Source organism: Lachnoanaerobaculum sp. Marseille-Q4761, from assembly GCF_017565785.1.
Lineage (GTDB): Bacteria > Bacillota > Clostridia > Lachnospirales > Lachnospiraceae > Lachnoanaerobaculum.
Genome location: NZ_JAGEKB010000001.1, coordinates 63,454 through 86,697 on the forward strand (window position 1 = coordinate 63,454; position 23,244 = coordinate 86,697).

Annotated in this window: 20 protein-coding genes; 6 read left to right on the forward strand and 14 right to left on the reverse strand. The window is 36.8% G+C overall.

Annotated features, from left to right (window positions below):
• Window positions 1-8: 8 nt before the first annotated feature.
• Entirely contained in the window at window positions 9-1,382 is a 1,374-nt protein-coding gene (locus J4O15_RS00330) for a MiaB/RimO family radical SAM methylthiotransferase (RefSeq protein ID WP_208099286.1), read from the reverse strand.
• Between the two features lie 133 nt (window positions 1,383-1,515).
• Between J4O15_RS00330 and J4O15_RS00335 the strand changes: the two genes are divergently transcribed.
• On the forward strand, window positions 1,516-1,749 hold the full coding sequence (locus J4O15_RS00335) for an HPr family phosphocarrier protein (protein ID WP_007593716.1): 234 nt from the start codon (window positions 1,516-1,518) through the stop codon (window positions 1,747-1,749).
• Window positions 1,750-1,789: 40 nt separating this feature from the next.
• Here J4O15_RS00335 and thiI read toward each other — a convergent pair whose 3' ends face one another.
• From thiI to J4O15_RS00375, 8 genes are all read right to left on the reverse strand, one after another.
• Window positions 1,790-2,974: a tRNA uracil 4-sulfurtransferase ThiI gene (gene thiI / locus J4O15_RS00340; RefSeq protein ID WP_208099287.1), complete on the reverse strand. Its 1,185-nt coding sequence runs from the start codon at window positions 2,972-2,974 to the stop codon at window positions 1,790-1,792.
• Entirely contained in the window at window positions 2,974-4,128 is a 1,155-nt protein-coding gene (locus J4O15_RS00345) for a cysteine desulfurase family protein (RefSeq protein WP_208099288.1), read from the reverse strand. The genes thiI and J4O15_RS00345 overlap by 1 nt, the downstream gene beginning before the upstream one ends.
• A complete protein-coding gene (locus tag J4O15_RS00350) occupies window positions 4,129-4,866 on the reverse strand; it encodes a 16S rRNA (uracil(1498)-N(3))-methyltransferase (RefSeq protein ID WP_208099289.1) in 738 nt (245 codons plus the stop codon). It lies immediately after the preceding gene.
• Complete coding sequence (prmA, locus tag J4O15_RS00355; RefSeq protein WP_208099290.1) at window positions 4,867-5,832, reverse strand: 50S ribosomal protein L11 methyltransferase; 966 nt, start codon at window positions 5,830-5,832, stop codon at window positions 4,867-4,869.
• A gap of 334 nt (window positions 5,833-6,166) precedes the next feature.
• Window positions 6,167-6,346 carry a 50S ribosomal protein L32 gene (rpmF, locus tag J4O15_RS00360; protein ID WP_009219529.1) on the reverse strand — a complete coding sequence of 60 codons (180 nt, stop codon included), beginning with the start codon at window positions 6,344-6,346 and terminating at the stop codon, window positions 6,167-6,169.
• A gap of 69 nt (window positions 6,347-6,415) precedes the next feature.
• Complete coding sequence (locus J4O15_RS00365) at window positions 6,416-7,618, reverse strand: acetate/propionate family kinase (RefSeq protein ID WP_208099291.1); 1,203 nt, start codon at window positions 7,616-7,618, stop codon at window positions 6,416-6,418.
• A gap of 25 nt (window positions 7,619-7,643) precedes the next feature.
• Window positions 7,644-8,645 (reverse strand): phosphate acetyltransferase, encoded by a 1,002-nt coding sequence (pta, locus tag J4O15_RS00370; protein WP_009219527.1) that lies wholly within the window; start codon window positions 8,643-8,645, stop codon window positions 7,644-7,646.
• Window positions 8,646-8,879: 234 nt separating this feature from the next.
• Complete coding sequence (locus tag J4O15_RS00375) at window positions 8,880-9,530, reverse strand: YesL family protein (protein ID WP_009219526.1); 651 nt, start codon at window positions 9,528-9,530, stop codon at window positions 8,880-8,882.
• A gap of 248 nt (window positions 9,531-9,778) precedes the next feature.
• On the opposite strand from J4O15_RS00375, the gene J4O15_RS00380 reads away from it, so the two are divergent.
• The 3 genes from J4O15_RS00380 to J4O15_RS00390 are packed head-to-tail and all read left to right on the forward strand — an operon-like array spanning window position 9,779 to window position 12,057.
• Window positions 9,779-10,399: a GntR family transcriptional regulator gene (locus J4O15_RS00380; RefSeq protein ID WP_243761908.1), complete on the forward strand. Its 621-nt coding sequence runs from the start codon at window positions 9,779-9,781 to the stop codon at window positions 10,397-10,399.
• Window positions 10,400-10,411: 12 nt separating this feature from the next.
• Window positions 10,412-11,254, forward strand: coding sequence for a 5-dehydro-4-deoxy-D-glucuronate isomerase (kduI, locus tag J4O15_RS00385; RefSeq protein WP_009219524.1), 843 nt, complete (start codon window positions 10,412-10,414; stop codon window positions 11,252-11,254).
• The gene (locus J4O15_RS00390; protein ID WP_243761909.1) at window positions 11,254-12,057 is read left to right on the forward strand and encodes a gluconate 5-dehydrogenase; all 804 of its coding nucleotides are present in this window, start codon (window positions 11,254-11,256) and stop codon (window positions 12,055-12,057) included. Before kduI ends, J4O15_RS00390 begins: the two co-directional genes overlap by 1 nt.
• Window positions 12,058-12,931: 874 nt before the next feature.
• Here J4O15_RS00390 and J4O15_RS00395 read toward each other — a convergent pair.
• From J4O15_RS00395 to J4O15_RS00405, 3 genes are read right to left on the reverse strand one after another with little or no spacing between them, the layout of a single operon-like run.
• Complete coding sequence (locus J4O15_RS00395; protein WP_208099292.1) at window positions 12,932-15,097, reverse strand: DUF6449 domain-containing protein; 2,166 nt, start codon at window positions 15,095-15,097, stop codon at window positions 12,932-12,934.
• Entirely contained in the window at window positions 15,072-15,971 is a 900-nt protein-coding gene (locus J4O15_RS00400; RefSeq protein WP_208099293.1) for an ABC transporter ATP-binding protein, read from the reverse strand. Before J4O15_RS00400 ends, J4O15_RS00395 begins: the two co-directional genes overlap by 26 nt.
• Complete coding sequence (locus J4O15_RS00405) at window positions 15,968-16,348, reverse strand: GntR family transcriptional regulator (RefSeq protein ID WP_009219519.1); 381 nt, start codon at window positions 16,346-16,348, stop codon at window positions 15,968-15,970. The genes J4O15_RS00400 and J4O15_RS00405 overlap by 4 nt, the downstream gene beginning before the upstream one ends.
• A gap of 153 nt (window positions 16,349-16,501) precedes the next feature.
• Between J4O15_RS00405 and typA the strand changes: the two genes are divergently transcribed.
• Window positions 16,502-18,337, forward strand: coding sequence for a translational GTPase TypA (gene typA, locus J4O15_RS00410; RefSeq protein WP_208099294.1), 1,836 nt, complete (start codon window positions 16,502-16,504; stop codon window positions 18,335-18,337).
• Between the two features lie 171 nt (window positions 18,338-18,508).
• A complete protein-coding gene (locus tag J4O15_RS00415; RefSeq protein WP_208099295.1) occupies window positions 18,509-21,517 on the forward strand; it encodes a transglycosylase domain-containing protein in 3,009 nt (1,002 codons plus the stop codon).
• Window positions 21,518-21,560: 43 nt separating this feature from the next.
• Here the strand turns inward: J4O15_RS00415 and J4O15_RS00420 are convergent, their stop codons facing one another.
• Both J4O15_RS00420 and J4O15_RS00425 read right to left on the reverse strand, forming a co-directional pair.
• A complete protein-coding gene (locus J4O15_RS00420) occupies window positions 21,561-22,352 on the reverse strand; it encodes an ABC transporter ATP-binding protein (RefSeq protein ID WP_009219516.1) in 792 nt (263 codons plus the stop codon).
• Window positions 22,339-23,238 (reverse strand): ABC transporter permease, encoded by a 900-nt coding sequence (locus J4O15_RS00425; RefSeq protein WP_009219515.1) that lies wholly within the window; start codon window positions 23,236-23,238, stop codon window positions 22,339-22,341. Before J4O15_RS00425 ends, J4O15_RS00420 begins: the two co-directional genes overlap by 14 nt.
• Window positions 23,239-23,244: the final 6 nt, after the last annotated feature.

Below are 23,244 nucleotides of genomic sequence, written 5' to 3' on the forward strand. Positions count from 1 at the left end.
CTATAAAATCAGCTGTTTTCCAGCAATAATATTTCATCTGTCAAAAATCCTGTTATCCTGCCTCTTATTATATCATTGGTACTGTAATCACTGTTTAAAACAGCGACCTTTATATACTCCTTTGTGTAACCTGTGAAATATTCAACACCGTCTTTTATAAATATCTCCTCACAAAGCAACTCATCTTCCTTGCCGATTCTTGAACTTTTAAACTCTTTTTGATTGTTTATATTTATTTCATTTAAAATATTTGCCCGCTTTACCTTTTCATTTCCGTCCACCTGAGGCATATTTGCAGCCTTAGTTCCCTCTCTTATGGAATAAGGGAAAATATGGGTTTCATAAAATTTTACCTTTTCTACAAACTTTTTGCTCTCTTCAAAATCCTTCTTTGTTTCTCCGGGGAAACCTACAATAATATCTGTGGTAACAGCCGGTGAATCAAAGTATTTTCTGATAAGCTTCACTCCCTCAAAGAATTCATCCGCAGTATATTTTCTGTTCATACTCTTTAATGTTTTATCACATCCGCTCTGCAAACTCAGATGAAAATGCGGACAAAACTTCTCTATTTTGCTTAAGCTTTTAATAAAGTTTTTCTTTATAATTCTTGGTTCAAGCGAACCTATACGAACCCTCTCCACTCCGTCTATACCTGCTATATTTTCTATTAAACAAAGCAGATCGTTTTTTGTGACAAATTCCTCATCACTCTCACAGGTATTTGTAAGCTTTTCCATCCTTTTATTATAGGATTCATCCAAAAAATCCAAACCATAGGATGAGAGATGTATTCCTGTAAGAACTATCTCCTTATATCCTGAAGCCGCAAGATTTCTTACCTCTTCCATTATATTTTCCATCTTCCTGCTTCTTACTCTGCCTCTTGTAAAAGGAATAATACAGTATGAACAGAATTGATTGCATCCGTCTTGCACCTTTATAAATGCTCTGGTATGATCATTTATTTTTCTTATATGAAATTCTTCATATTCGGTTTCTTTATTTATATCAATAATAAATTTATTTTCACTTTTATTTTGTAAAAACTCATTTATTATATTTACTATTTCATTTTTATTATTATTTCCGACTATTATATCAATACTTAAATCTTCATCTATCTTATTTTTTGCAGACTCCACATAGCATCCTGCCGCCACCACTATAGCATCCTCATTCATTTTTCTGGCTCTGTGCAACATCTGTCTTGATTTTCTGTCTGCGATATTTGTTACCGAACAAGTATTGATTATATAAACATCTGCTCTTTCACCAAACTCAACGCATTTATATCCTGCGTTCTCCATCAGCTGCTGCATAGCCTCGGTTTCATATGTATTTACCTTACAGCCTAATGTATGAAAAGCAACCGTTTTCATAAAAAATCCTTTCTAATTATCAAATGTCATTGACTTTACTAAAAATTTTATATAGGATATAGATAGCTTTAAATGTACAAATACGTAAAGTATCTGTGTCATTTATTACAATTTTTTTAACATGGAGGATTATATGAAAACAGTTCAAATTTCCCTTAATTCCATTGACAAAGTAAAGTCATTTGTAAATGAATTAGCTAAGTACGATGTGGACTTTGACTTAGTTTCAGGAAGATATGTTATAGATGCAAAATCAATAATGGGTATCTTCAGCTTGGACTTATCAAAGCCTATCGATCTTAATATTCATGCTGAGGATAATGTAGAGCAGATACTTGAGGCACTCTCTCCATATATCATCAAATAAGATTTTTTTAGTCTGACAGGAAAACCTGCCAGACCTTTTTTTATGCTTTTACCAGAATCCTTTCCTTGGTTTCCAAAGCTTTTTCTATAAGTTCTTCTATAATTCCCTCAAGCTTTATTTCAGACTTTTCTATATCTTCCAAAACAGGTCTGGTCACCGGATGCTTTGCCACAAATATGGTACAGCAATCCTCATAAGGCTGTATGGATGTTTCATAAGTGCCTATTTTTTCCGAGATCTCCACTATCTCCTGCTTGTCAAATCCTATAAGAGGTCTGAATACAGGCAATGTCGCCGCAGCATCTGTAGTAAGAAGTGATTGAATGGTCTGAGATGCCACCTGTCCGATACTCTCTCCCGTAATAAGCGCCTGATCCCCGTTATCTACAGCTATCTTTTCCGCTATTTTCATCATATATCTTCTCATAATGATGGTAAGCTCATCATGTGGACAGTTCTCATATATTGCCAATTGAATATCTGTAAAATTGATTATATGCAGATTCACAGGTCCGGTATACTTTGAAACCAGTTCTGCAAGCTCTATTACTTTTCTCTTGGCTCTTTCCGATGTATATGGCGGAGCATGGAAATATACAGCCTCCACCCTTACACCTCTTTTAGCAATCATATAACCTGCTACAGGTGAGTCTATACCTCCTGAGAGTAAGAGCATTGCTCTGCCGTTTGTACCGATAGGCATTCCGCCGGGGCCGGGTATTTCCACAGAATATATATTTATATATGTTCTTATTTCCACCTTTATAAGTACATCAGGTTTTCTGACATTTACCTTTATTTCAGGAAAGGTATTTAAAATCACTTCTCCAAGCTCTGCATTTATACTCTCCGAAGTTCCCGGAAAGCTTTTATCCGCTCTTCTCGTATCCACTTTGAAGGTGAAATTCTTATCCGGGTATACTTCGTCCACATATTCCACCACCCGCTTTTTCAAGTTTTCATAGTCCTTTGATTCTATTCTTACCATTGGGCAGATACCGACTATGCCAAAGACCTTACTAAGCCTGTCAATTACCTCATCATAGTCGTATTCACCTTCCATATCCACATAGATTCTTCCCAGTTCCTTGGATACGATAAATTTACCTTCAACCTCTTTTAATGTGGTTCTTATCTGCTTCATCAAGGCGTCTTCAAACATATATCTGTTCTTTCCCTTTACGCCTATCTCTCCATATTTAATTAAAAATGATTTGTATTTCATTATTTCCTCACAAATTTTCTAAGAAGCGGCAAAAGCTCCACTAAATTCTTTAAAAAATAATCAGCCTCTTCCCTATTGTTAAGCTCCGATAAAGAAATCCTTATTGTAGAATCCAATAAATCCTCTCTTAACCCTATAGCCTTTAATGTGCCTGATATCCCCGGATGATTTGAGGAACAGGCTGAACCGCTTGATACATAGATTCCTCTATCCTCCAAGGCATGTAATAAAACCTCCGCACGTATATCTTCAAAAGATACGCTGATTATCTGCGGTGCAAAGTTTTCACCTCTTTTTGTATTTAATACGGCACCTTCTATTTTTTCAAGATTATCCATAAGATAATATTTTAAATCAACTATATTTTTTATTTTTTTCTCGAAATCATCATAGGCTTCCTTTGCGGCAACTCCCATTCCGGCAATTCCTGTGGTATTTAATGTTCCGCTTCTCATTCCTCTTTGATGACCACCTCCAAAGATTATAGGATTTATCTTTACACTGCTGTCAATGTATAAAAATCCCACTCCCTTAGGTCCGTGAAATTTATGACCTGATGCTGAAAGCATATCAATTCCCTGTGTCTTCGGTGTGATTTTAAACTTGGTATAAGCCTGTATTGCATCTACATGAAATAATATATCCTTATTCTTAGCCTTTATTATCCTTGAAATCTCATCTACAGGTTCTATAGCTCCTATTTCATTATTTACATACATCACGGAAACTAAAACAGTATCATCTCTCAAGCTTGATTTTAATACTTCAAGATCCACCGCTCCCTCAGCATTTACGGGAAGTATGGTTACTTCAAAGCCCTGCTCCATCAAAAACTCGGCAGGTCTGTATACAGCCGGATGTTCAATACCCGATATAATAATATGATTTCCATATCTTTTCCTTGCCATGGCGGTACCTATTATAGCCAGATTATTGGACTCGGTACCTCCTGATGTAAAGATTATCTCACTCTTTTTCACCTTTAGAGTCTTTGCTATTATATCTGCCGCATCTTTTACATATTTTTCGGCATCTACACCCTTTATATGTTTTGCGCTTGTATTTGCATAGTCCTCTCTCATGGTCTTTAGCATTATTTCTATTGCTTTTTCGCTTACCCTTGTAGAGGCGGAGTTGTCAAAATATACATCCATCTATTCATCTTCCAATCTGATCATTATATTACTGAGCAATGCAAGACCTGCCGTCTCCGTCCTTAGTATTCTCTTTCCCAGTGTAATCACTTCAAAGCCGGATTTATTTATCTTCTTTACTTCCTCTTCTTCAAAGCCTCCCTCAGGACCTATAAATACAGCTATATTCTTTGTTTTGTCCATACCGTTTAATATTTTTCTGGTCTTCTCTATACCGTCTGCATTCTCATAGGGTATCAATTTTACACTAAAGTCCTTTACTATTTCAAGTGCATTATCTATGGATTTCGGCTCCGAAACTTTTGGTATAATACTTCTTTTAGATTGCTTGGCTGCACTTTCCGCAATAGCATTCCATCTGGCAACCTTTGAAGCCTGTTTTTTTTCTTCTATCTTTACCACGACTCTTTTGGTCTTTACAGGTATTATCTCACTTACACCAAGCTCTATTGCCTTTTGTATTATCATTTCCAGCTTGTCTGATTTGGGAATACCCTGAAGCAAAGTGATATTTACAGGCAGCTCTCTTTGTTCCATACTCTCAAGTACTTTTAAGTTCACCCTGTCATTTTCTATCTCTTCTATTTTACAAAGATAATCCCATTCTCCCTTAACACTGATAAGAAGTTCTTCACCGGGTTTCATGCGCAAAACATTTACTATATGATTGACATCACTGCCCTTTATATATGCATACTCCCCGCTTATCTGATCTTCATCTACAAAAAAATGATACATCTATTCCCTCTTTTTTGCCACTATGCTTACCCATTCACCAAGATGATTTATTTCAATAATCTCAAAATCCTCACTCTTTTTAAAAGCAAGCACTACATCGGCTTCTTTTGTATCTATAATTCCCGATGTTATAAATATACCGCCTTTTCTCATATGCTTTGCTACATTCTTTATAAGTTCTATTATAACAGGGGCTAAAATATTTGCCGTTACTATATCAAACTTTTCATAACCTGCCATATCCATTACATTCTCATCTGTCAGGATATCTCCACATACCGCTACAAACTCAGTCATCCCCACTTCATTGCTGATCATATTTTCCATAACTGCATCTATAGCCATATCATCTAAATCTGTTCCGAATACACATTCAGCACCCAGCTTTAATGCCGCAATTCCAAGTATTCCGCTTCCTGTTCCTATATCAAGCACCTTAGCTTCAGGCTTTGTCCTAAGATACTTTTCAAGTGCCAATATACAAAGCTTTGTAGTCTCATGTGCTCCCGTACCGAATGCAGTTCCGGGATCTATCTGTATCAAAGTCTTATACTTGGCATCCTCAGGTATCTCTTCCCAAGTAGGCTTTATAAGGATATCTCCCACAAAAAAAGGCTTAAAATACTGTTTCCAGTTATTTATCCAATCCTTATCCTCGGTCTCAGACTTTATAAGCACTCCGTCACCGATATCACAAAACTCTTTCAATTCTTCTAAAGTGTTTTTAATATCTTCCAAAAGCGCTGTATTGTCAGCTTCCGAATCCAGATAAAAGCTTACCTTTGCTATGCCTTCATCCTCCGGTAACTCCGGTGGAAAATCTATAAACATTCCCTTTGTTTCTTGTGCAGTTAAAGGTACATTATCTTCTATTTCAATACCTTCCACACCTATGTCCCCAAGCGATGCACTCAAAATATCCACCGCATCGGTCTTTGTAATAAGAGTATACTTCTCCCACTTCATATACTTACTCCCTAGTATAAGTAGAATTTTGATTTTCCAATCCTAAACGCAGCTATGCTTGAAAGCTTCGCAGGATTTTACGCAGCCTGCACAACTCGTTTGTTCGCTTGAAAAGCAGCGAACTGCACTCAAACAAGTCCTCGGCAGCTGAATCCTGTCTCGCTTTTTCGTACAGCTAAACGCTACAAGGATTGTAAAATCAAAGCGTCTACTAAATTATTTTCTATTTTTGTGTATTTTTGTCATATATAGTCATATATATAATAGAATAACAGGGTTGCCACTTGGTAGCAACCCTGTTATTCCAATCAGCAAAACTTATAGATACTAACTATTAGTCTACTGTAACTATTTCACGCTTGTTATATGAACCACATGCCTTACAAACTCTATGAGGAAGCATTAACTCTCCACATTTTGAGCATTTTACAAGACTTGTAGCTGACATTTTCCAATTAGCTCTTCTCTTATCTCTTCTACCGCGAGATGTTTTATTCTTTGGACAAATTGACATTCTTTCACCTCCTTATCGCGAGTCACAAAACTTTTCTTATTATACTGGCAATGGGTTTACTTGTCAATATTATTTTTTTGTCAATCTGTAGGTATCTCTTGCTATTGCCAACTCCTCATTTGTAGGTAATAACATGATCTTTATTTTTGAATCAGGTGTTGAAATCATGGTCTTCTTACCACGAACATTATTCACCTCAGGATCAACCTTTGCACCGAGGAATGCAAAATTATCTCCTACTATCTGTCTTGTAATCTTGTCATTTTCGCCAACACCTGCTGTAAAGCAAATAGCGTCAACTCCTCCCATAACAGCTATATATGCACCCACATACTTTATAATTCTGTATCTGAATGCCTCAAGTGCAACTTTTGCAAGATTATTTCCGTCAGCTTCAGCATTCTCGATATCTCTAAAGTCTGATGATATTCCACCGCTCATTCCAAGAACACCTGACTTCTTGTTGAGGATATCAAGTACCTCATCAACACTTTTGTTCTCCTTATTGCAGATATACTGTACAATAGCCGGATCCACATCTCCTGATCTTGTACCCATTATAAGTCCCTCAAGCGGAGTAAGTCCCATTGAAGAATCCACGCATTTACCGCCTACAGATGCTGAAATTGATGCACCGTTTCCAAGGTGACATACTATAACTCTTGCTGTATCCTTATCAAGACCTGCAAACTTGACAGCCTCCTGAGATACATACATATGGCTTGTTCCGTGGAATCCATATCTTCTGATATGATAATTCTCATAATACTCATGTGGAATAGCATACTTATATGCTTTCTCAGGCATACCCATTCCGAATGATGTATCAAAAGCAGCCACATTCGGAAGCCCAGGCATTGCCTTCTCTACAGCCTCAATACCCATAAGGTTTGCAGGATTGTGAAGTGGTGCAAGATCTGAATATTTCTGTATATCTTCCTTTACCTTATCTGTAATAACAACCGATTCCGGATATTCCACTCCGCCCTGTACAACTCTATGTCCGATAGCATAGATCTCACTTGCATCCTTTATTACACCATGTTCCTTATCTGTAAGTGCCTCAAGTACCAAGGCAATAGCCTCTGTATGGTTCTTTACATTCTTTTCTATTTTGAACTTCTCTCTTCCGACAGGCTCATGTGTAAGCTTTGATCCGGGTATTGCGATTCTCTCAAATATACCCTTTGCTAAAGGCTCCTCATTCTCCATATTTATAAGCTGATACTTTAATGATGAACTACCACAATTGATAACCAAAATATTCTTCATACGAAACTCCATTCCTTGTCTTTAATTATTTATCTTCTCCGGCAGCTTGTATTGCTGTAATTGCTACTACACCTACTATATCCTCATAAGAACAACCTCTTGATAAGTCATTTACCGGCTTTGCAATTCCCTGACACATAGGTCCGTATGCATTTGCCTTTGCAAGTCTTTGCACAAGCTTATATCCGATATTTGCCGCATCAAGATCAGGGAATACGAGTACATTTGCATGTCCTGCCACCTTTGAACCCGGTGCCTTGCTTGCTCCTATCTCAGGTACCAAAGCCGCATCAAGTTGAAGCTCTCCGTCCAGGCAAAGCTCAGGCGCTGTTTCCTGTGCAATTCTTGTTGCCTCCACAACCTTTGTTACATCATCATGTTTTGCACTTCCCTTTGATGAGTGACTTAACATTGCAACCCTCGGCTCTCCTCCTACAAGGAACTTAAAGCTTTCAGCTGAGGAAATTGCAATAGATGCAAGCTTTTCAGGATCAGGATTTTGCTCAATGGAACAATCGGCAAATACAAATACTCCATTCTCTCCAAACTCACAATTAGGCACTTCCACTACAAAGAATCCTGAAACAAGCTTTGAACCCGGCTTGGTCTTGATTATCTGTAATGCAGGTCTTAATGTGTTTGCTGTTGAATGACATGCACCGCTTACAAGTCCGTCTGCATCTCCCGCCTTGAGCATAAGACATCCATAAGTGGTGTAATCACTTAACATCTGCTTTCTTGCGTCTTCATGAGTAAGCCCTTTTGACTTTCTAAGTTCTACAAAGAGATCCTCATATTCCTTTGTTTTCTCATAAGTATTCGGATCGATTATAGTCGCCCCGGTAATATCACAACCCTTGGAATTTTCTTCCACTTCCTGTGGAGTACCTATAATTATTAGGTCTGCCAAACCCTCTTTCAAAATTACCTCTGCCGCCTTGAATATTCTCTTATCCATAGACTCAGGTAAGATTATGGTTTTCCTGTTCTCTTTTGCACGTCTTTTTAGTTGATCCATCATTGACATATGACTTATACCTTCCCATTCCTATAGCATATAGCTAATATTATATAGCAATTTTTCTTAAGTATCCGATTTAGAATACGACTTAAAGTGACTGCTATTTTTATTTGTGCTTATTTGCACATAAAAAGCTCTATAGAGCTCATATATATACTAGTATAGTAAAAAAAAAGCTACAATACAAGCATTATGATTGGTTAAAAAAATAACAAAATGTCTAAAAACAAGTACAATTTATTATTGATTATTATCATCAATATATTTATCAAATATAATATTAAACTGGCTTGCCTGAAACAGTGAAATCCCTGAACCAAGCAAAAGTACAAGCATAGACATTACCCCCGGCAATCTCATTATCAAAATATAAACCGCAACCAATATTAAAATACTTCCGCCAAGTATTATTACAGTTCTTATAAGATGCTTTACCGACATAAGAAGTGCCAGTTTAAAGGTCTTTTTAACCGGATTTATAAACTTTGCCTGTATTGGAAATACATATAAAAATATAAAAAGCCATAAAAGGATCAAAAAGCATGTAATCGTAAATACAATCATCCTAAAAAAAGTATTTCCCTGAGACAGATAAAAGCTGAAAAATCTTATATCAAAGAAAAGTATTCCTCCTATAAAAGCCATTATCACCCATATAATGGTTGACTGTAAAAGATTATCTTTAAAGCTGTGAAAAAACATTGACAATATACCGCCGCTGTCACGGTCTCTTGCTATTTTTAATGTACAATAATACATTGCGGTGGTTGAAGCCCCGAATGTTATTACCGGCAATGAACATACTATCCATAATAAATTGAGTATAAATAAATCCCATATTCTTCCTACAAATCTCCATATAGGATTGTCATAATTAAACAGTCCGCCCATATTTTTCTCCTTGTCAAAATTATGTTAAAGGGTTGTTTTAATCCTTCTTGGATACAAGTTTTTCTTTTAATCTTGGATACAAGTTTTCGATTGACTTATTAAAACCCCTAGTATATTATAGACATATATACGGGTTAATCATAGCATAAAATAATGCTTGCATACAAGATTAATTTATATATGAAAGGGGTGATACAAGTATTTCTACCATTCAAAATATATATTCGGAAATAGAAAATGATATATTGATGTTAAACTTAAAGCCCGGCAGGCTTATAAGTGAAAACAGCCTATGTACAAAGTACAATGTTTCCAGAACTCCCATACGTGCAGTGCTTTCAAGACTTGCCGGAGCGGGGCTTGTAGATATTATTCCAAAAAGCGGCTCAAGAGTGTCTATGATAAATATGGAAATAGTAAAGCAGATAATCTATGAGAGATTTGCCCTTGAAAGTATGGTTTTAAAGGACTATATCCGCATCGCTACAGACAGTGATATAAAAAAACTTGAAAAGACTGTAAGTCGCCTGATAAAAAGCTATGAAAATACAAAAAACTTCAAGCCTGATAAATTTAAGGAGATTGACCTTTCTATGCATGAGTTGTGGTATAAGAAAACCGGACATACCTATCTGTGGGAACAGATAAGAAAATCGGATTCAAATTACACAAGATTTTGCATGCTTGATATGCTCGAATGTGAAAACTATGAGCATGTAATACTTGAGCACAAGCAATTGTATGAGATTATTAAAAACAGAGATACCTCTAAGATAGAGGAAATAGTTAAAAAGCATCTTTATGGCGGTATTGAAAGAGTCAATGCGGCTTTAAATAATAAATTTTATGAAATGTTTATATTATATTAAAAGGAGGTTTTTATGGACATTCGTTATTCAGCAAATCAAAAAGACTTTAAGCGTTACACAACTGATGAAATAAGGGATGAATTTCTTATTGAAAATCTTTATCAGCCCGATAAGGTAGTTGCGGTTTATTCACATGTTGACAGGATGGTAACTCTTGGATGTATGCCTGTTGATGAGGTGGTGCCTATTGATAAGGATATTGATATATGGTCAAATTTCGGTACAAAGTATTTTCTTGAAAGAAGAGAGATAGGTATTTTTAATATCGGAGGCAAAGGCGAAATTGTGGCGGATGATGAAACATTTACTCTTGACTATAAAGATTGTCTATATATTACAAAGGGTACAAAAAATGTCACTTTCAAAAGCCTTGATAAAAGCAATCCGGCTAAGTTTTATATGGTAAGTGCTCCTGCACATATCTCATATAAGACCAAATTTATATCAATACAGGATGCAGCCAAGAAACCTTTGGGAGATAATAAAACTTCCAATAAGAGAGTTATAAATCAGTTTATACATCCTGATGTATTACAAACAGCACAGCTTTCCATGGGTATGACTGTTCTTGATGAGGGAAATGTATGGAATACAATGCCTGCACATACACATGAGAGAAGAATGGAAGTATATATGTATTTTGAGGTTCCAAAGGATAATGTTATCTTCCATCTTATGGGTGAGCCAAATGAAACAAGACATGTTGTAATGAAAAATGAAATGGCGATTATCTCTCCTTCATGGAGTATACATTCCGCCGCAGGCACTTCAAACTATACTTTTATATGGGCAATGGGTGGCGAAAATCAGGCATTTGATGATATGGATGTTATTAAAAATGAGGATTTAAGATAATGGAAAATGTTTTAAAAAGTTTCAGACTTGACGGGAAAACAGCCCTAGTTACCGGTGCATCTCATGGTATAGGCTTTGCTATGGCAAAGGCACTTTATGATGCAGGTGCAAAAATAATATTTAACAGCAGTTCAAAAGAGGGACTTGAAAAAGGACTTGATTCATACAAAAAAGAAAATATCCAAGCTCACGGCTATGTATGTGATGTAACCAATGAAGAAGAAGTAAAAAATATGGTAACCGACATCGAGAAAAATATCGGTGAAATAGATATTTTGGTAAATAATGCAGGAATCATAAAAAGAATTCCTATGACCGATATGAGTATTGAGGACTTTAATTCAGTTATAGATGTAGATTTGATAGCTCCATTTATTATGGCAAAGGCTGTTTTACCCGGTATGGTAAAAAGAAGAAGCGGAAAGATTATAAATATCTGCTCCATGATGAGTGAGCTTGGCAGAGAAACCGTAAGTGCCTATGCAGCTGCAAAGGGCGGTTTAAAAATGCTTACAAAAAATATCGCATCGGAATACGGCCAGTACAATATTCAGTGTAACGGAATCGGTCCGGGATATATTGCCACCTCACAGACTGCACCTCTTCGTGAGATACAACCTGACGGCAGCAAACATCCTTTTGATTCCTTTATACTTGCAAAGACACCTGCAAACAGATGGGGTGAGCCCGCCGACCTTGCAGGTCCTGTAGTATTCCTCTCATCCTCCGCATCCGACTTTGTAAACGGACATATACTCTATGTAGACGGCGGTATACTGGCATATATAGGAAAACAACCTTAAAAATAAAAAGGGACTGCCGGAAAACTGACAGCTTCAATATATCAATATATCAAAGCTATAACCAATTTTACTCGCAGTCCCTTCAGTAAGTATCATTCGCCTCTACTTTAGAAATGCTTATTTGTATAAATTAATGATGTTACCTAAAATACCTGATAAGGACAATACTCTGTATTATAATACTTATAATCCCAACAATTAATCTAAAAATAACTGTATTCTTACCGATATTTGTTCCCAAAACGATTGACCGTATTCCTTCATAAGCAAAAGAACTAGAACACAAGAACAGTACTGCCATGGTCACCTTTTCTCTGATATTTGATGTATTTACAAAAAATATAACTATATCAAGAGCAGAAGTTATAACCCATAGTATACTTACTAATACATTAAGCCTTTTATTCATATATTTAATACCCCTTCACAGCTGTTAGATACTTAGTTATTCGCCAAACTTATCTTCTTCATAATTTTGTTCTGCAGTATTCAACTGTCTTCATTTTTTATTCATATCTACCCACACTTATTTTCAATATATTATAGACAGTAGCTAAAAACTAACTCTATCCTGTTATTTCTTTTTATATTCTCCTTTCACAAAGAAAAAATTTATAACTACACTCAAGGTATAGAAAATTAAGAATATATTCTTTTTATAATTATGAACAATATATGCTATTTATATATATTTGTCAACATATAATAATGTTTTTCAAGGTCAATATGTTGATAATTCCATACTGTTATTTATCTTCGGTGTGTATTTCACCCTTTATAAATATATGCCACAGGGCATACAAAAAAGGACCTTTATTTATTTTAAACCAAGGTCCTTTAACTTTTTAAACCGGAGCTGTTTTCACAGCCCTTATTATTTAACTATATCAGGCACATTTCCTTTTTTAAAACGATATGAAGTATACCCCCCATAAGCATTTTCCTTATCATCTTTCATATAAATAAATGCCGTTATATTATCATCTTCATTTAAACTTTCTTGGTATGCACTGTCACAGACTACCAATGAATCTAAAATTTTTTCTATATCCGCAGTATCTGTAAAGGTCTTTTGAGCTATATAACTATCATAATTCTCTGCTCCGTTTTCAGGATTATAATAAGTAATTTCTATCCTGTCCACATCCTTTGCAGGGAGTTTTTCAATAACATCAACCCCCATTTCCTTTAATACCGCTATAGTTTCCTTAAACTCAGGAAAAACAGGATAATAACCCTTGTCGTCTCTTTCTTTTACATATGCGGTATCTGTTTTTTTCTCCGATACGGCGGCATAGTCACTCACAAAATCCGAATTAAGTTCCTTTTCCATAATTGCATCATTAAATCTTATAGATGCAAACGGATAACTCTTTAATCTTGTTTCATACTTTAAAGCTGACAATTCTTTTTTATATGCCTCCAAAAGCTTTTTTGTAAGTTTGGTATCCTTTGTTTCTATATGCTTGTCATCATAGCCTACACCGTCAAAATCAATGCTTAATATATTTTCACTTTTTTCCGAAAGTATAGGATACATACTCTTTTTGTATACCGGATCATCATATATTGCCGAAAGCTCGGATATTGCACTTTCAAATTCAAAATAGTTGTATTTTCTTTGTACAACTCTTCCTGATTTTAATGTATAGGAAATTATTACATAGCCTAAAGTACCTTCCCTTTCCGAGGAATTATTAATTGAATCCACGCATTGTTTTGCAATCTTTACCGCTATGTCCTTATTTTCTATATTAAGATTTTTCAGTAATCTCGTTTCCGCATAATCATCCTCTGTATAATTAACATTCCCATAAAATCCGTTGGAGAACTTCGGATTGCTATGATATTGGTCTGTATTGCTTTCCAAAAAATTGGATACTACAGCCGCCTGCTTTATATCTGAAGCCTTTGGCACATATCGGTCATATCCGAATAAATCCATTTGGAAGGATGCTATAAAAAATAGTGCCAATACTATACATATAAGCATTTCTATTTTCTTGGAAAAAATCTTCTTAAAATCCTGATTGTAAATAATTTCCATTATACAATGAGTTATGATTCCGCCGATAACCGCTCCGAATATACCCCATATGGTACTGCTCATCATCATTTCATATGCCATAAGATACATCAGCATACTCATAAATATTACTATCATAAACTTTATTGGAAGTTTTATTATACTAAAGCTTATGCTCTTTCCCGCAGTCTCTGAAGCTCTTTTTTTGTACAGGAACAGATTCAGTATCATCAATAATATACTTACAACTGCTGAAATAATGATTCTCTTTACAGTATCAATCTCTACCAGATTAAACATAAGCACAAAGCTTGAGGTATTCGGCAAAATCTTTTCCAGTATATCTCCTGCATAATAATATGTCTCAAAGAATGTACTCTGAAATCCCATCAACATAAATGCAGTCAGAGGAAAATAAAAACTGAAGAATACAAATGCCAAAATTCCTATAAGCATATTTCCCGTCAGCATTATTGCAAGCATCACTACGGAATAGTTTAATATAAAGAACACACACCATCCAAGTGCCACTCCGATACTTCTTATAATTACACTTCCGTCAGAGGCATTTACGGCTATCATAAGACTTGCAATTATAGTACAAATGATAAAAGGAACAATAACTATCAATATACCGTTTACCACCTTTACAGCAAATAATACCTCTCTTTTTACAGGGAGGCTGTGATACATATCCACCTTCTTTTTTGAATACAGATATGTAAAACCTGATATTGCAACTATAAGTGATAAACATAAAAATACAAATGCAAATAGAGGGCTCTTTATATTCATATAGAAGTTAAATCTCTCTACCAGCTTATATGAGTCGTCTACGATTTCACCTGTTTCCTCAATCAGATAACTGTAAGTCATATTTCTATGATAACTTATCAGCATGGCGGTCGCTACAATCAATGAGAAGAAAAATGAAAGAATACTGATGGCAAGAGACCAAATCCTTATCTTAAAATCCTCTTTCATCAATTTAAAAAATAAGTTTTTTGATGTCATAACCATGCACCTCCGTTTCGCTTATAAATATCTCTTCCAAGCTAAGTCCCATCATCTCATAAAATACAGGATTTAAAGCTTCTATACATTCTCTTATTTCACTTTCATTTCCCTTTATGGTGACAGTATATACGCGTCCGCTGTTTTTTATCTGCATAATATCAAGTGCCTTTAATCTCTCCATATCAAAGTCCTTTTCAAATACACATTGTACCTTATGTATATTCAGCTTCATATCGGAGACATCTTTTGAAAGAATTATTCCTCCCTTATGTAAAAGTCCTACATGGTCGCAAATATCCTCAAGTTCCCTCAGATTATGTGATGCTATTATAGGTGTAAGTCCTCTATCATCCATCTCCTTTGCAAAAAGGCTCTTTATGGTCTGCCTCATCACCGGATCCAATCCGTCAAAGGTCTCATCACATAGTAAATACTTTGTATTTGCAGACACTCCAAGTGCTATACAAAGCTGCTTTTTCATTCCCTTTGAGAAATTATTTATCTTTCTGTTAATATCCAGATCCAATACTTTTAAAATGCCTTCACATTTCTTCACATCAAAGTTTCTATATACCGATCTGTAAAATTTTATCATCTCCTTGGCATTTGTATTTGAAAAGAAAAATTGATCATCCGAAATATAGAAAAACTTTTCTTTTGCAAGGATATTTTCAAATACCTTTTCATCATCTATAAGTATTTCTCCGGTATCGGGCTTTAATATTCCTGCAAGAATCTTTAGGAAAGTACTTTTACCCGCTCCATTGGTACCTATCAATCCAAATACATTCCCATCCCTTATACTTGCATTGATATTATCAAGTGCTTTGATATCCTCAAAGCTTTTGCTCAAATTCTTAGCCTCTATCATGCTCTCTCCTTCGCCTTAGGTTCTGTATAGAACTGTTCCGCTTTTTTACAAAATTCTTCCCTACTTATTATCTTTTTCGATTTATCCACAAGCTCTTCCAATTCCTTATATATAATGTTTTTCTTGTTTTCCTTTATGACATCCATATCCGCCACAAAGCTTCCCACACCTTTCACACTATATACATATCCAAGGCGCTCGAGCTCAATATACGCCTTCTGTATGGTATTGGGATTTATAGAGAGATCTACAGCCAGACTTCTTACTGACGGAAGCTTATCTCCCGGCTCCAATACTCCAACAAGCATAAGGTCGGACAGCCTGTCCACTACCTGCTCGTAGATAGCCCTCTTATCCCTACTGTCAATAACAATCATTGATTTCTCCTTCAACTGTATTATCTATCATAGTACAGTTAATATAGCATCTTTATAAGCTTATTTCAATAGCAAACCCAAAATTTTCTCTATGGTAAATCAATTTAAATAGTGTTATAATAGATATTTGTAAATTTTTATAAGGAAGTATATATGATAACAAAAAGAGAAGATATAAGAAATATTGCCATTATCGCCCATGTTGACCATGGTAAAACCACATTGGTTGATCAGCTTCTAAAACAGAGCGGTGTTTTCAGGGCAAATCAGGAAGTGGCAGAAAGAGTCATGGACTCAAATGATATAGAAAGAGAAAGAGGAATCACCATACTTTCAAAAAATACTGCTGTACACTATGGTGATACAAAAATCAATATTATAGATACACCGGGACATGCCGACTTCGGTGGTGAAGTGGAGCGTGTTTTAAAAATGGTAAACGGTGTTGTTCTGGTAGTGGATGCCTACGAAGGTGCCATGCCTCAGACCAAGTTTGTACTTAGAAAGGCACTTGAGCTTGATCTTGAAGTACTCTGCCTTGTCAATAAATGTGACAGAGAGGAGGCAAGACCTGAGGAAGTTGTGGATGAAATACTGGAACTTTTACTTGACCTTGATGCCAATGAGCGCCAGCTTGACTGTCCTTTCCTGTTTGCAAGTGCAAGGGGCGGCTGGGCAAAATACAATGTAAATGATACAAATGATGATATGAAGCCTCTTTTTGAGACTATTATCAAACATATTCCCGCACCTACAGGTGATGAAGAGGCTGATCCCCAGGTACTTATCAGTACTATAGATTACAATGAGTATGTGGGAAGAATCGGTGTAGGTAAGGTAGATAACGGTATCATCAAGGTTAATCAGGAAATAGCACTGGTAAATCATCATGATCCCGATAAGATGAGAAAAGTTAAAATAGGTAAGCTTTATGAATACGAGGGCTTAAACAGAGTGGAGGTAAATGAGGCAAGGATCGGATCCATAGTAGCTATCTCAGGTATACCCGATATCCATATCGGAGATACTCTGACATCAGTAGAAAATCCTGAGGCAATACCTTTCCAAAAGATTTCAGAGCCTACCATCTCTATGAACTTTATGGTAAATGACTCTCCTCTTGCAGGTAGGGAAGGCAAATACATCACCTCAAGGCATCTGCGTGAAAGACTGTTTAGAGAGTTGAATACCGATGTCAGCCTTAGAGTGGAGGAAACAGAGTCACCTGACTGCTTTAAGGTATCCGGTAGAGGTGAACTTCACCTTTCCGTTCTTATAGAAAATATGAGAAGAGAGGGCTTTGAGTTTGCCGTAAGCAAGGCTGAGGTTATCTATAAATATGATGAAAGAAATCAAAAGCAGGAACCTATGGAACTTGCCTTTGTGGATGTTCCGGATGAGTTCTCAGGCGCCGTTATACAAAAGCTTACATCAAGAAAGGGTGAACTTCAGGGAATGAGCCCTACACATGGCGGATATACCAGACTCCAGTTCCTTATTCCATCCCGTGGTCTTATAGGTTACAGAGGTGAATTTATGACCGATACCAAGGGAAACGGTATATTAAATACGGAGTTTGACGGTTATGCACCATATAAGGGTGATATGTTCTACAGAAAAACCGGTTCTCTTATCGCATTTGAGAGCGGTGAATCCATCACCTATGGTCTTTTTAATGCTCAGGAGAGAGGTACTCTCTTTATCGGCCCCGGTGAAAAGGTATATGCAGGTATGGTCATAGGCAAAAACGGTAAGGCTGAGGATGTGGAAATCAATGTATGTAAGACCAAAAAACTTACAAATACCAGATCTTCATCTGCAGATGAGGCACTCAGACTTGTCACTCCAAAGGTAATGAGCCTTGAGGAATCACTTGAATTTATAGATACGGATGAGCTGCTTGAGGTCACACCTGAAAATCTTCGTATCAGAAAGAAAATCCTTGATCCTACACTTAGAAAACGTTCAATGATAAAGTCAAAGCAATAATATTTATAAAGGTATCCGATTAACGGATACCTTTTTTATACTTAAATAATGTATTATAAAAAATGAAGATTGATTAAAGCTGATAGCCTATATTACATTAATGATGTATAATCTAGGGCAAGAGCAACAGCTTGAAATATTTTGTAAATTTATTTTGAAAAGGGAAAAGTGATGAATAAAGAGAATGACACTAAAACTCCTGAAAAAAGCGCTAAGTCCTCAGGTTCAAAGAAAAGAAAATATATAAATAAAGTCATATTTAAAGTGGTAAAAACATTCTTTCTTTCTCTGCTTGTAGTATCGGTTCTTGGTGGTGCCATGGTAATCGGCATGATAAAGGGAATTATTGATAATGCTCCGGATGTGGATGTGGACAGCATTGTTCCGCTTGGATATGCCACGACAGTATATAATTCTTCAGGTCAAATAACCGATACCTTGGTAATGGCAGGTTCCAACCGTGAAGAAGTGACCTATGATGAATTACCTAAAGTTCTTATTGATGCCTTTGTTGCTATAGAAGATTCAAGATTTTGGAAACATAACGGTATAGATACAAGGGCAATCCTTCGAGCAATCAGCGGAGTGCTTACAAATAAAAGTTCTTCCGGCGGAGGCTCGACCATCACACAGCAGCTTATAAAAAACAATGTTTTTAACGGCGGTCGTGAGAGAAGTTTCGGAGAGAAGGTAGAGAGAAAATTCCAGGAGATGTATCTGGCTGTAAAGCTTGAAAAACAAATGGATAAGAAACTTATACTTACAAATTATCTCAACACCATAAATCTTGGAAGCAACTCACTTGGTGTAAAGGTGGCAGCCAGAAGGTATTTCGGCAAAGAAGTATCCGATTTGACTCTTTCCGAGGCTACCGTAATAGCAGGCATTACAAAGGGACCTACAAAATACAATCCTATCACAGGGCAAAAGGCAAATTCCGAAAGAAGAAAAATAATTCTTCAATATATGTATGAGCAGGGCTATATATCAAAAGAGCAACAGGAAGAGGCACTTGCGGATGATGTATATTCAAGAATACAGAATATAAATACACTTGCAAAGGAAAAGTACAGCCCCTACAGCTATTTTACTGATGCATTGATATCACAGGTAACATCCGCCTTTATAAATGAACTCGGATATACCGAAACTCAGGCTCATAATCTTTTATACAGCGGAGGATTGTCCATATATACCACTCAGGATCCCGCTCTGCAGCAGATAGTTGACAGCGAGGTAAACAATCCCGAGAATTATCCTGATACTAAATTTGCACTGGAATACAGGCTTACAGTAACAGACAGTGAAAAGAACTCACATAATTATTCGGAAAAAGATATAAATAAATATCATACAGAAGTACTTGCAGACGGCTTTAACGGCTTATATCAAAGCGAGGAAGCTGCAAGAGCCGATGCCGAAAGCTACAAAGCCACTGTAGTAAAGGAAGGAGATACCGTAGTGGGTGAGAGTGTGAAGATTGTTTTAGAACCACAGGTATCCTTTGTACTTATGGATCAAACAAACGGTGCGGTAAAAGCCATCAGTGGAGGTCGAGGTGAAAAAACCTCATCCCTCTCTCTTAACAGGGCTACAGGCACTACAAGACAACCGGGCTCCACATTCAAGGTAATATCCGCCTTTGCACCTGCTCTTGATACCAGCGGCGATACTTTGGCTACAACATATTATGATGCTGAATATACTATCGGAGATAAGACCTTCCAAAACTGGTATGATAAACAGGGTTATATGGGCTGGTCAAGCATACGTGACGGTATAATATATTCTATGAATATAGTTGCCCTAAAAACACTTATGGAAACCGTCACCCCAAGAGTCGGTGTGGAATATGCCATGGATTTCGGTATTACCACTCTTACAGACCAGGATTATAACGGCTCTTTAGCTCTTGGCGGTCTTACAAAGGGTGTAACCAATCTTGAGCTTACAGGCGCCTTTGCTACTATTGCAAATCATGGTGTATATACAAAGCCTGTTTTCTTTACAAAGATTGTGGACCACAACGGCAAAACTATACTTGATAATAGCAATCCTCAAACACATAGAGTTATAAAGGATTCCACAGCCTTCCTTCTAACAGATGCCATGGCGGCTTCTACCGAGAATAACAAAAAATTTGCAAGCAGCGGAGTAAATATAAACTCAACCTCAACCAGAGCACATCTTGATCATATGAGTGTAGCGGGTAAATCAGGTACCACATCAAAAAATGTGGATGTGTGGTTTGTAGGATTTACACCATATTATACTGCCGGTGTATGGGCAGGTTGTGATGAAAATCAAACGCTTTCCGACAATGGAGGTACGAGCTTCCACAAGGATATCTGGCGAAAGATTATGAATAAAGTTTCAGAAGGTGCCGAGGATGTAGGCTTCCCTGTACCTGATTCCGTTGAAACCGCAGTAGTATGCAGAAAATCCGGTAAACTTGCCATCCCCGGAGTATGTGAACATGATCCTCGCGGCAATGCAACATATACAGAATACTTTGCCAAGGGAACAGCACCTACAGAATTTTGTGACCACCATACTGCTGTCACAGTCTGTAGTGAAAGCGGTCTTTTACCTACACCAAACTGCCCAAGTACTACTACAAGAGTATTTATGATAGTGCCTCCCGGACAATCAAGTACGGATGATTCAAAATATCTTGCACCGTCCGCCACTTGTAATTTACATGGCAATGTGAATCCTATACTTGATTCCAATGCCCCTACATCAAATGAAAGCGATGATGCCGGCATAGGAGTGGCACCTATATCAAGTAATCACCCTGTTGTTACCCCAAGGAGTAAGAGCAATGTTTCAGTGGCGGCATCACCCGGAGATGATACAGTCGGAGCTGCACCGGTAGCCCCTACTGCAGCCACGCAACCTCCAACAGTTCCACAGCCTACGACTACATCAGCTAAATCAGGGCAAAAAAATACAAAGCCGAAGAAGCAGCCTTCAGAAATTATCACTCCTGAAACCACTACTTCTTCATCTATAAAAACCACATCACCTCCGAGGTCTACCGAGGATTCTGATGTTTTAAACGGTCCCGGAGTCACAAAACCCCAAAATAATACTCCCCGTTCGGGGCCCGGACCTTCTATATCCACTGAAGGTCCGGGTGACCAGGGATCACCTGTTCTTATAGGACCGGGACAATAAAAAGATGTCGCAAAATCATATTTTTGGTTTTGCGACATCTTTTTTAATTTCCTAAAATCATTTTATCACTTAATATTGCATCTGTTCCTGAATAAAGCTTCATCACATCTGAAACAGTCATTGATTTTCTTTCTTCGCCTTCCAGTATTGTAAGTATACCTCCATTGTTCATAACAATGGTCTTATTTCCATAATCAAGTGCATCCCTGATATTATGAGTGATCATTAGTGTTGTAATATGATTCTCACTTACAATTCTATCGGTTATTTCCATTATTTTTTTACTTGTTTTCGGATCAAGCGCAGCCGTATGCTCATCAAGCAATAATAATTCAGGTGTTTCCATAGTAGCCATTAAAAGTGTCAAAGCCTGCCTTTGCCCACCGCTAAGACCGCCCACCTCATTTTTTAATCTATGTTCAAGTCCAAGCCCCAACTTGGCACAGACCGATTTAAAATACTCCCTATCACTTCTTCTGACACCCAGCCCGAATCTTACTCTCTTTCCACGGCTGTATGCAAGTCCCATATTTTCTTCTATTGTCATATGAGGCGCAGTTCCCTTTAGCGGATCCTGATACAATCTGCCTATAAATCTTGCTCTTTTATGCTCCTTCATATAGGTAATATCAAGCCCGTTATTATATATTTTTCCGCTTTCCACCTCTATATTGCCTGCTATAACATTCAGCATGGTGGACTTCCCGGCTCCGTTACTGCCTATCACTGTAGCAAAATCTCCGTCATTTAATATAAGACTTAGATCCCTTAACGCTCTTTTTTCATTTACAGTATCCTTATTAAAGATTACATTTACATTTTTAATTTCCAGCATGTATTTTTCTCCATCTGACAATTGTAGGTTTTATCAACGGTATACTTATTGCAACCACCACTATTACTGCCGAGAACAGTTTTAAATATATTGCAGGAAGCCCAAGTCCGAAGGCTATTGTAAGCATTATACGATATATTATCGCTCCTATAACTATTGCAAACAAATGCCTTAACATTCCTCTCTTTCCTATGACTGTCTCACCTATTATGATACTTGCAAGTCCAAGTACCAGCATTCCTGTTCCCATACCATGAGTTGCAGTCATATTGTACTGGGCATATACCGCTCCCGAAAAAGCCACAATAAGATTGCAAACGGCAAATCCGAGTATTTTCATTGCATCGGTGTTAATACTTGAACTTCTTACCATTGCTTCATTATCTCCCGTGGCTCTTAAAGATAGTCCCACTTGAGTCATTAAGAATATTCTAAGAAGTATAGTCAGTATTAAAACTATTATAAAAAGTAAAATCAGCTTCCCTATATCTACCCCGCTTATATAAAATTTACCTTCAAACGGAGTAAATACAGTCTTTTCGCCATAGAAGAAAACACTTGGCTTATCACCCATTACAAAAAGATTTATGGAATATAATCCTGTCATTGTGAGTATTCCTGCCAATATAGCATGTATTTTTAATTTAGTATGAAGTATTCCGGTCACAATGCCTGCAAGCATTCCACCCATGGATCCCATAAAGATCCCCATATATGGATTTTTAGCTACAGACCAGACTGCGCTGTATGCAAGTCCGGTCACAAAGCTTCCATCCACTGTCAGATCCGGTAAATCCAGTATTCTAAATGCTATAAATAATCCCAATGATAATATTGCGAATATAAGTCCCAGTTCAATACTTCCCAGTAATGTTGATAATGTCATTTTTGC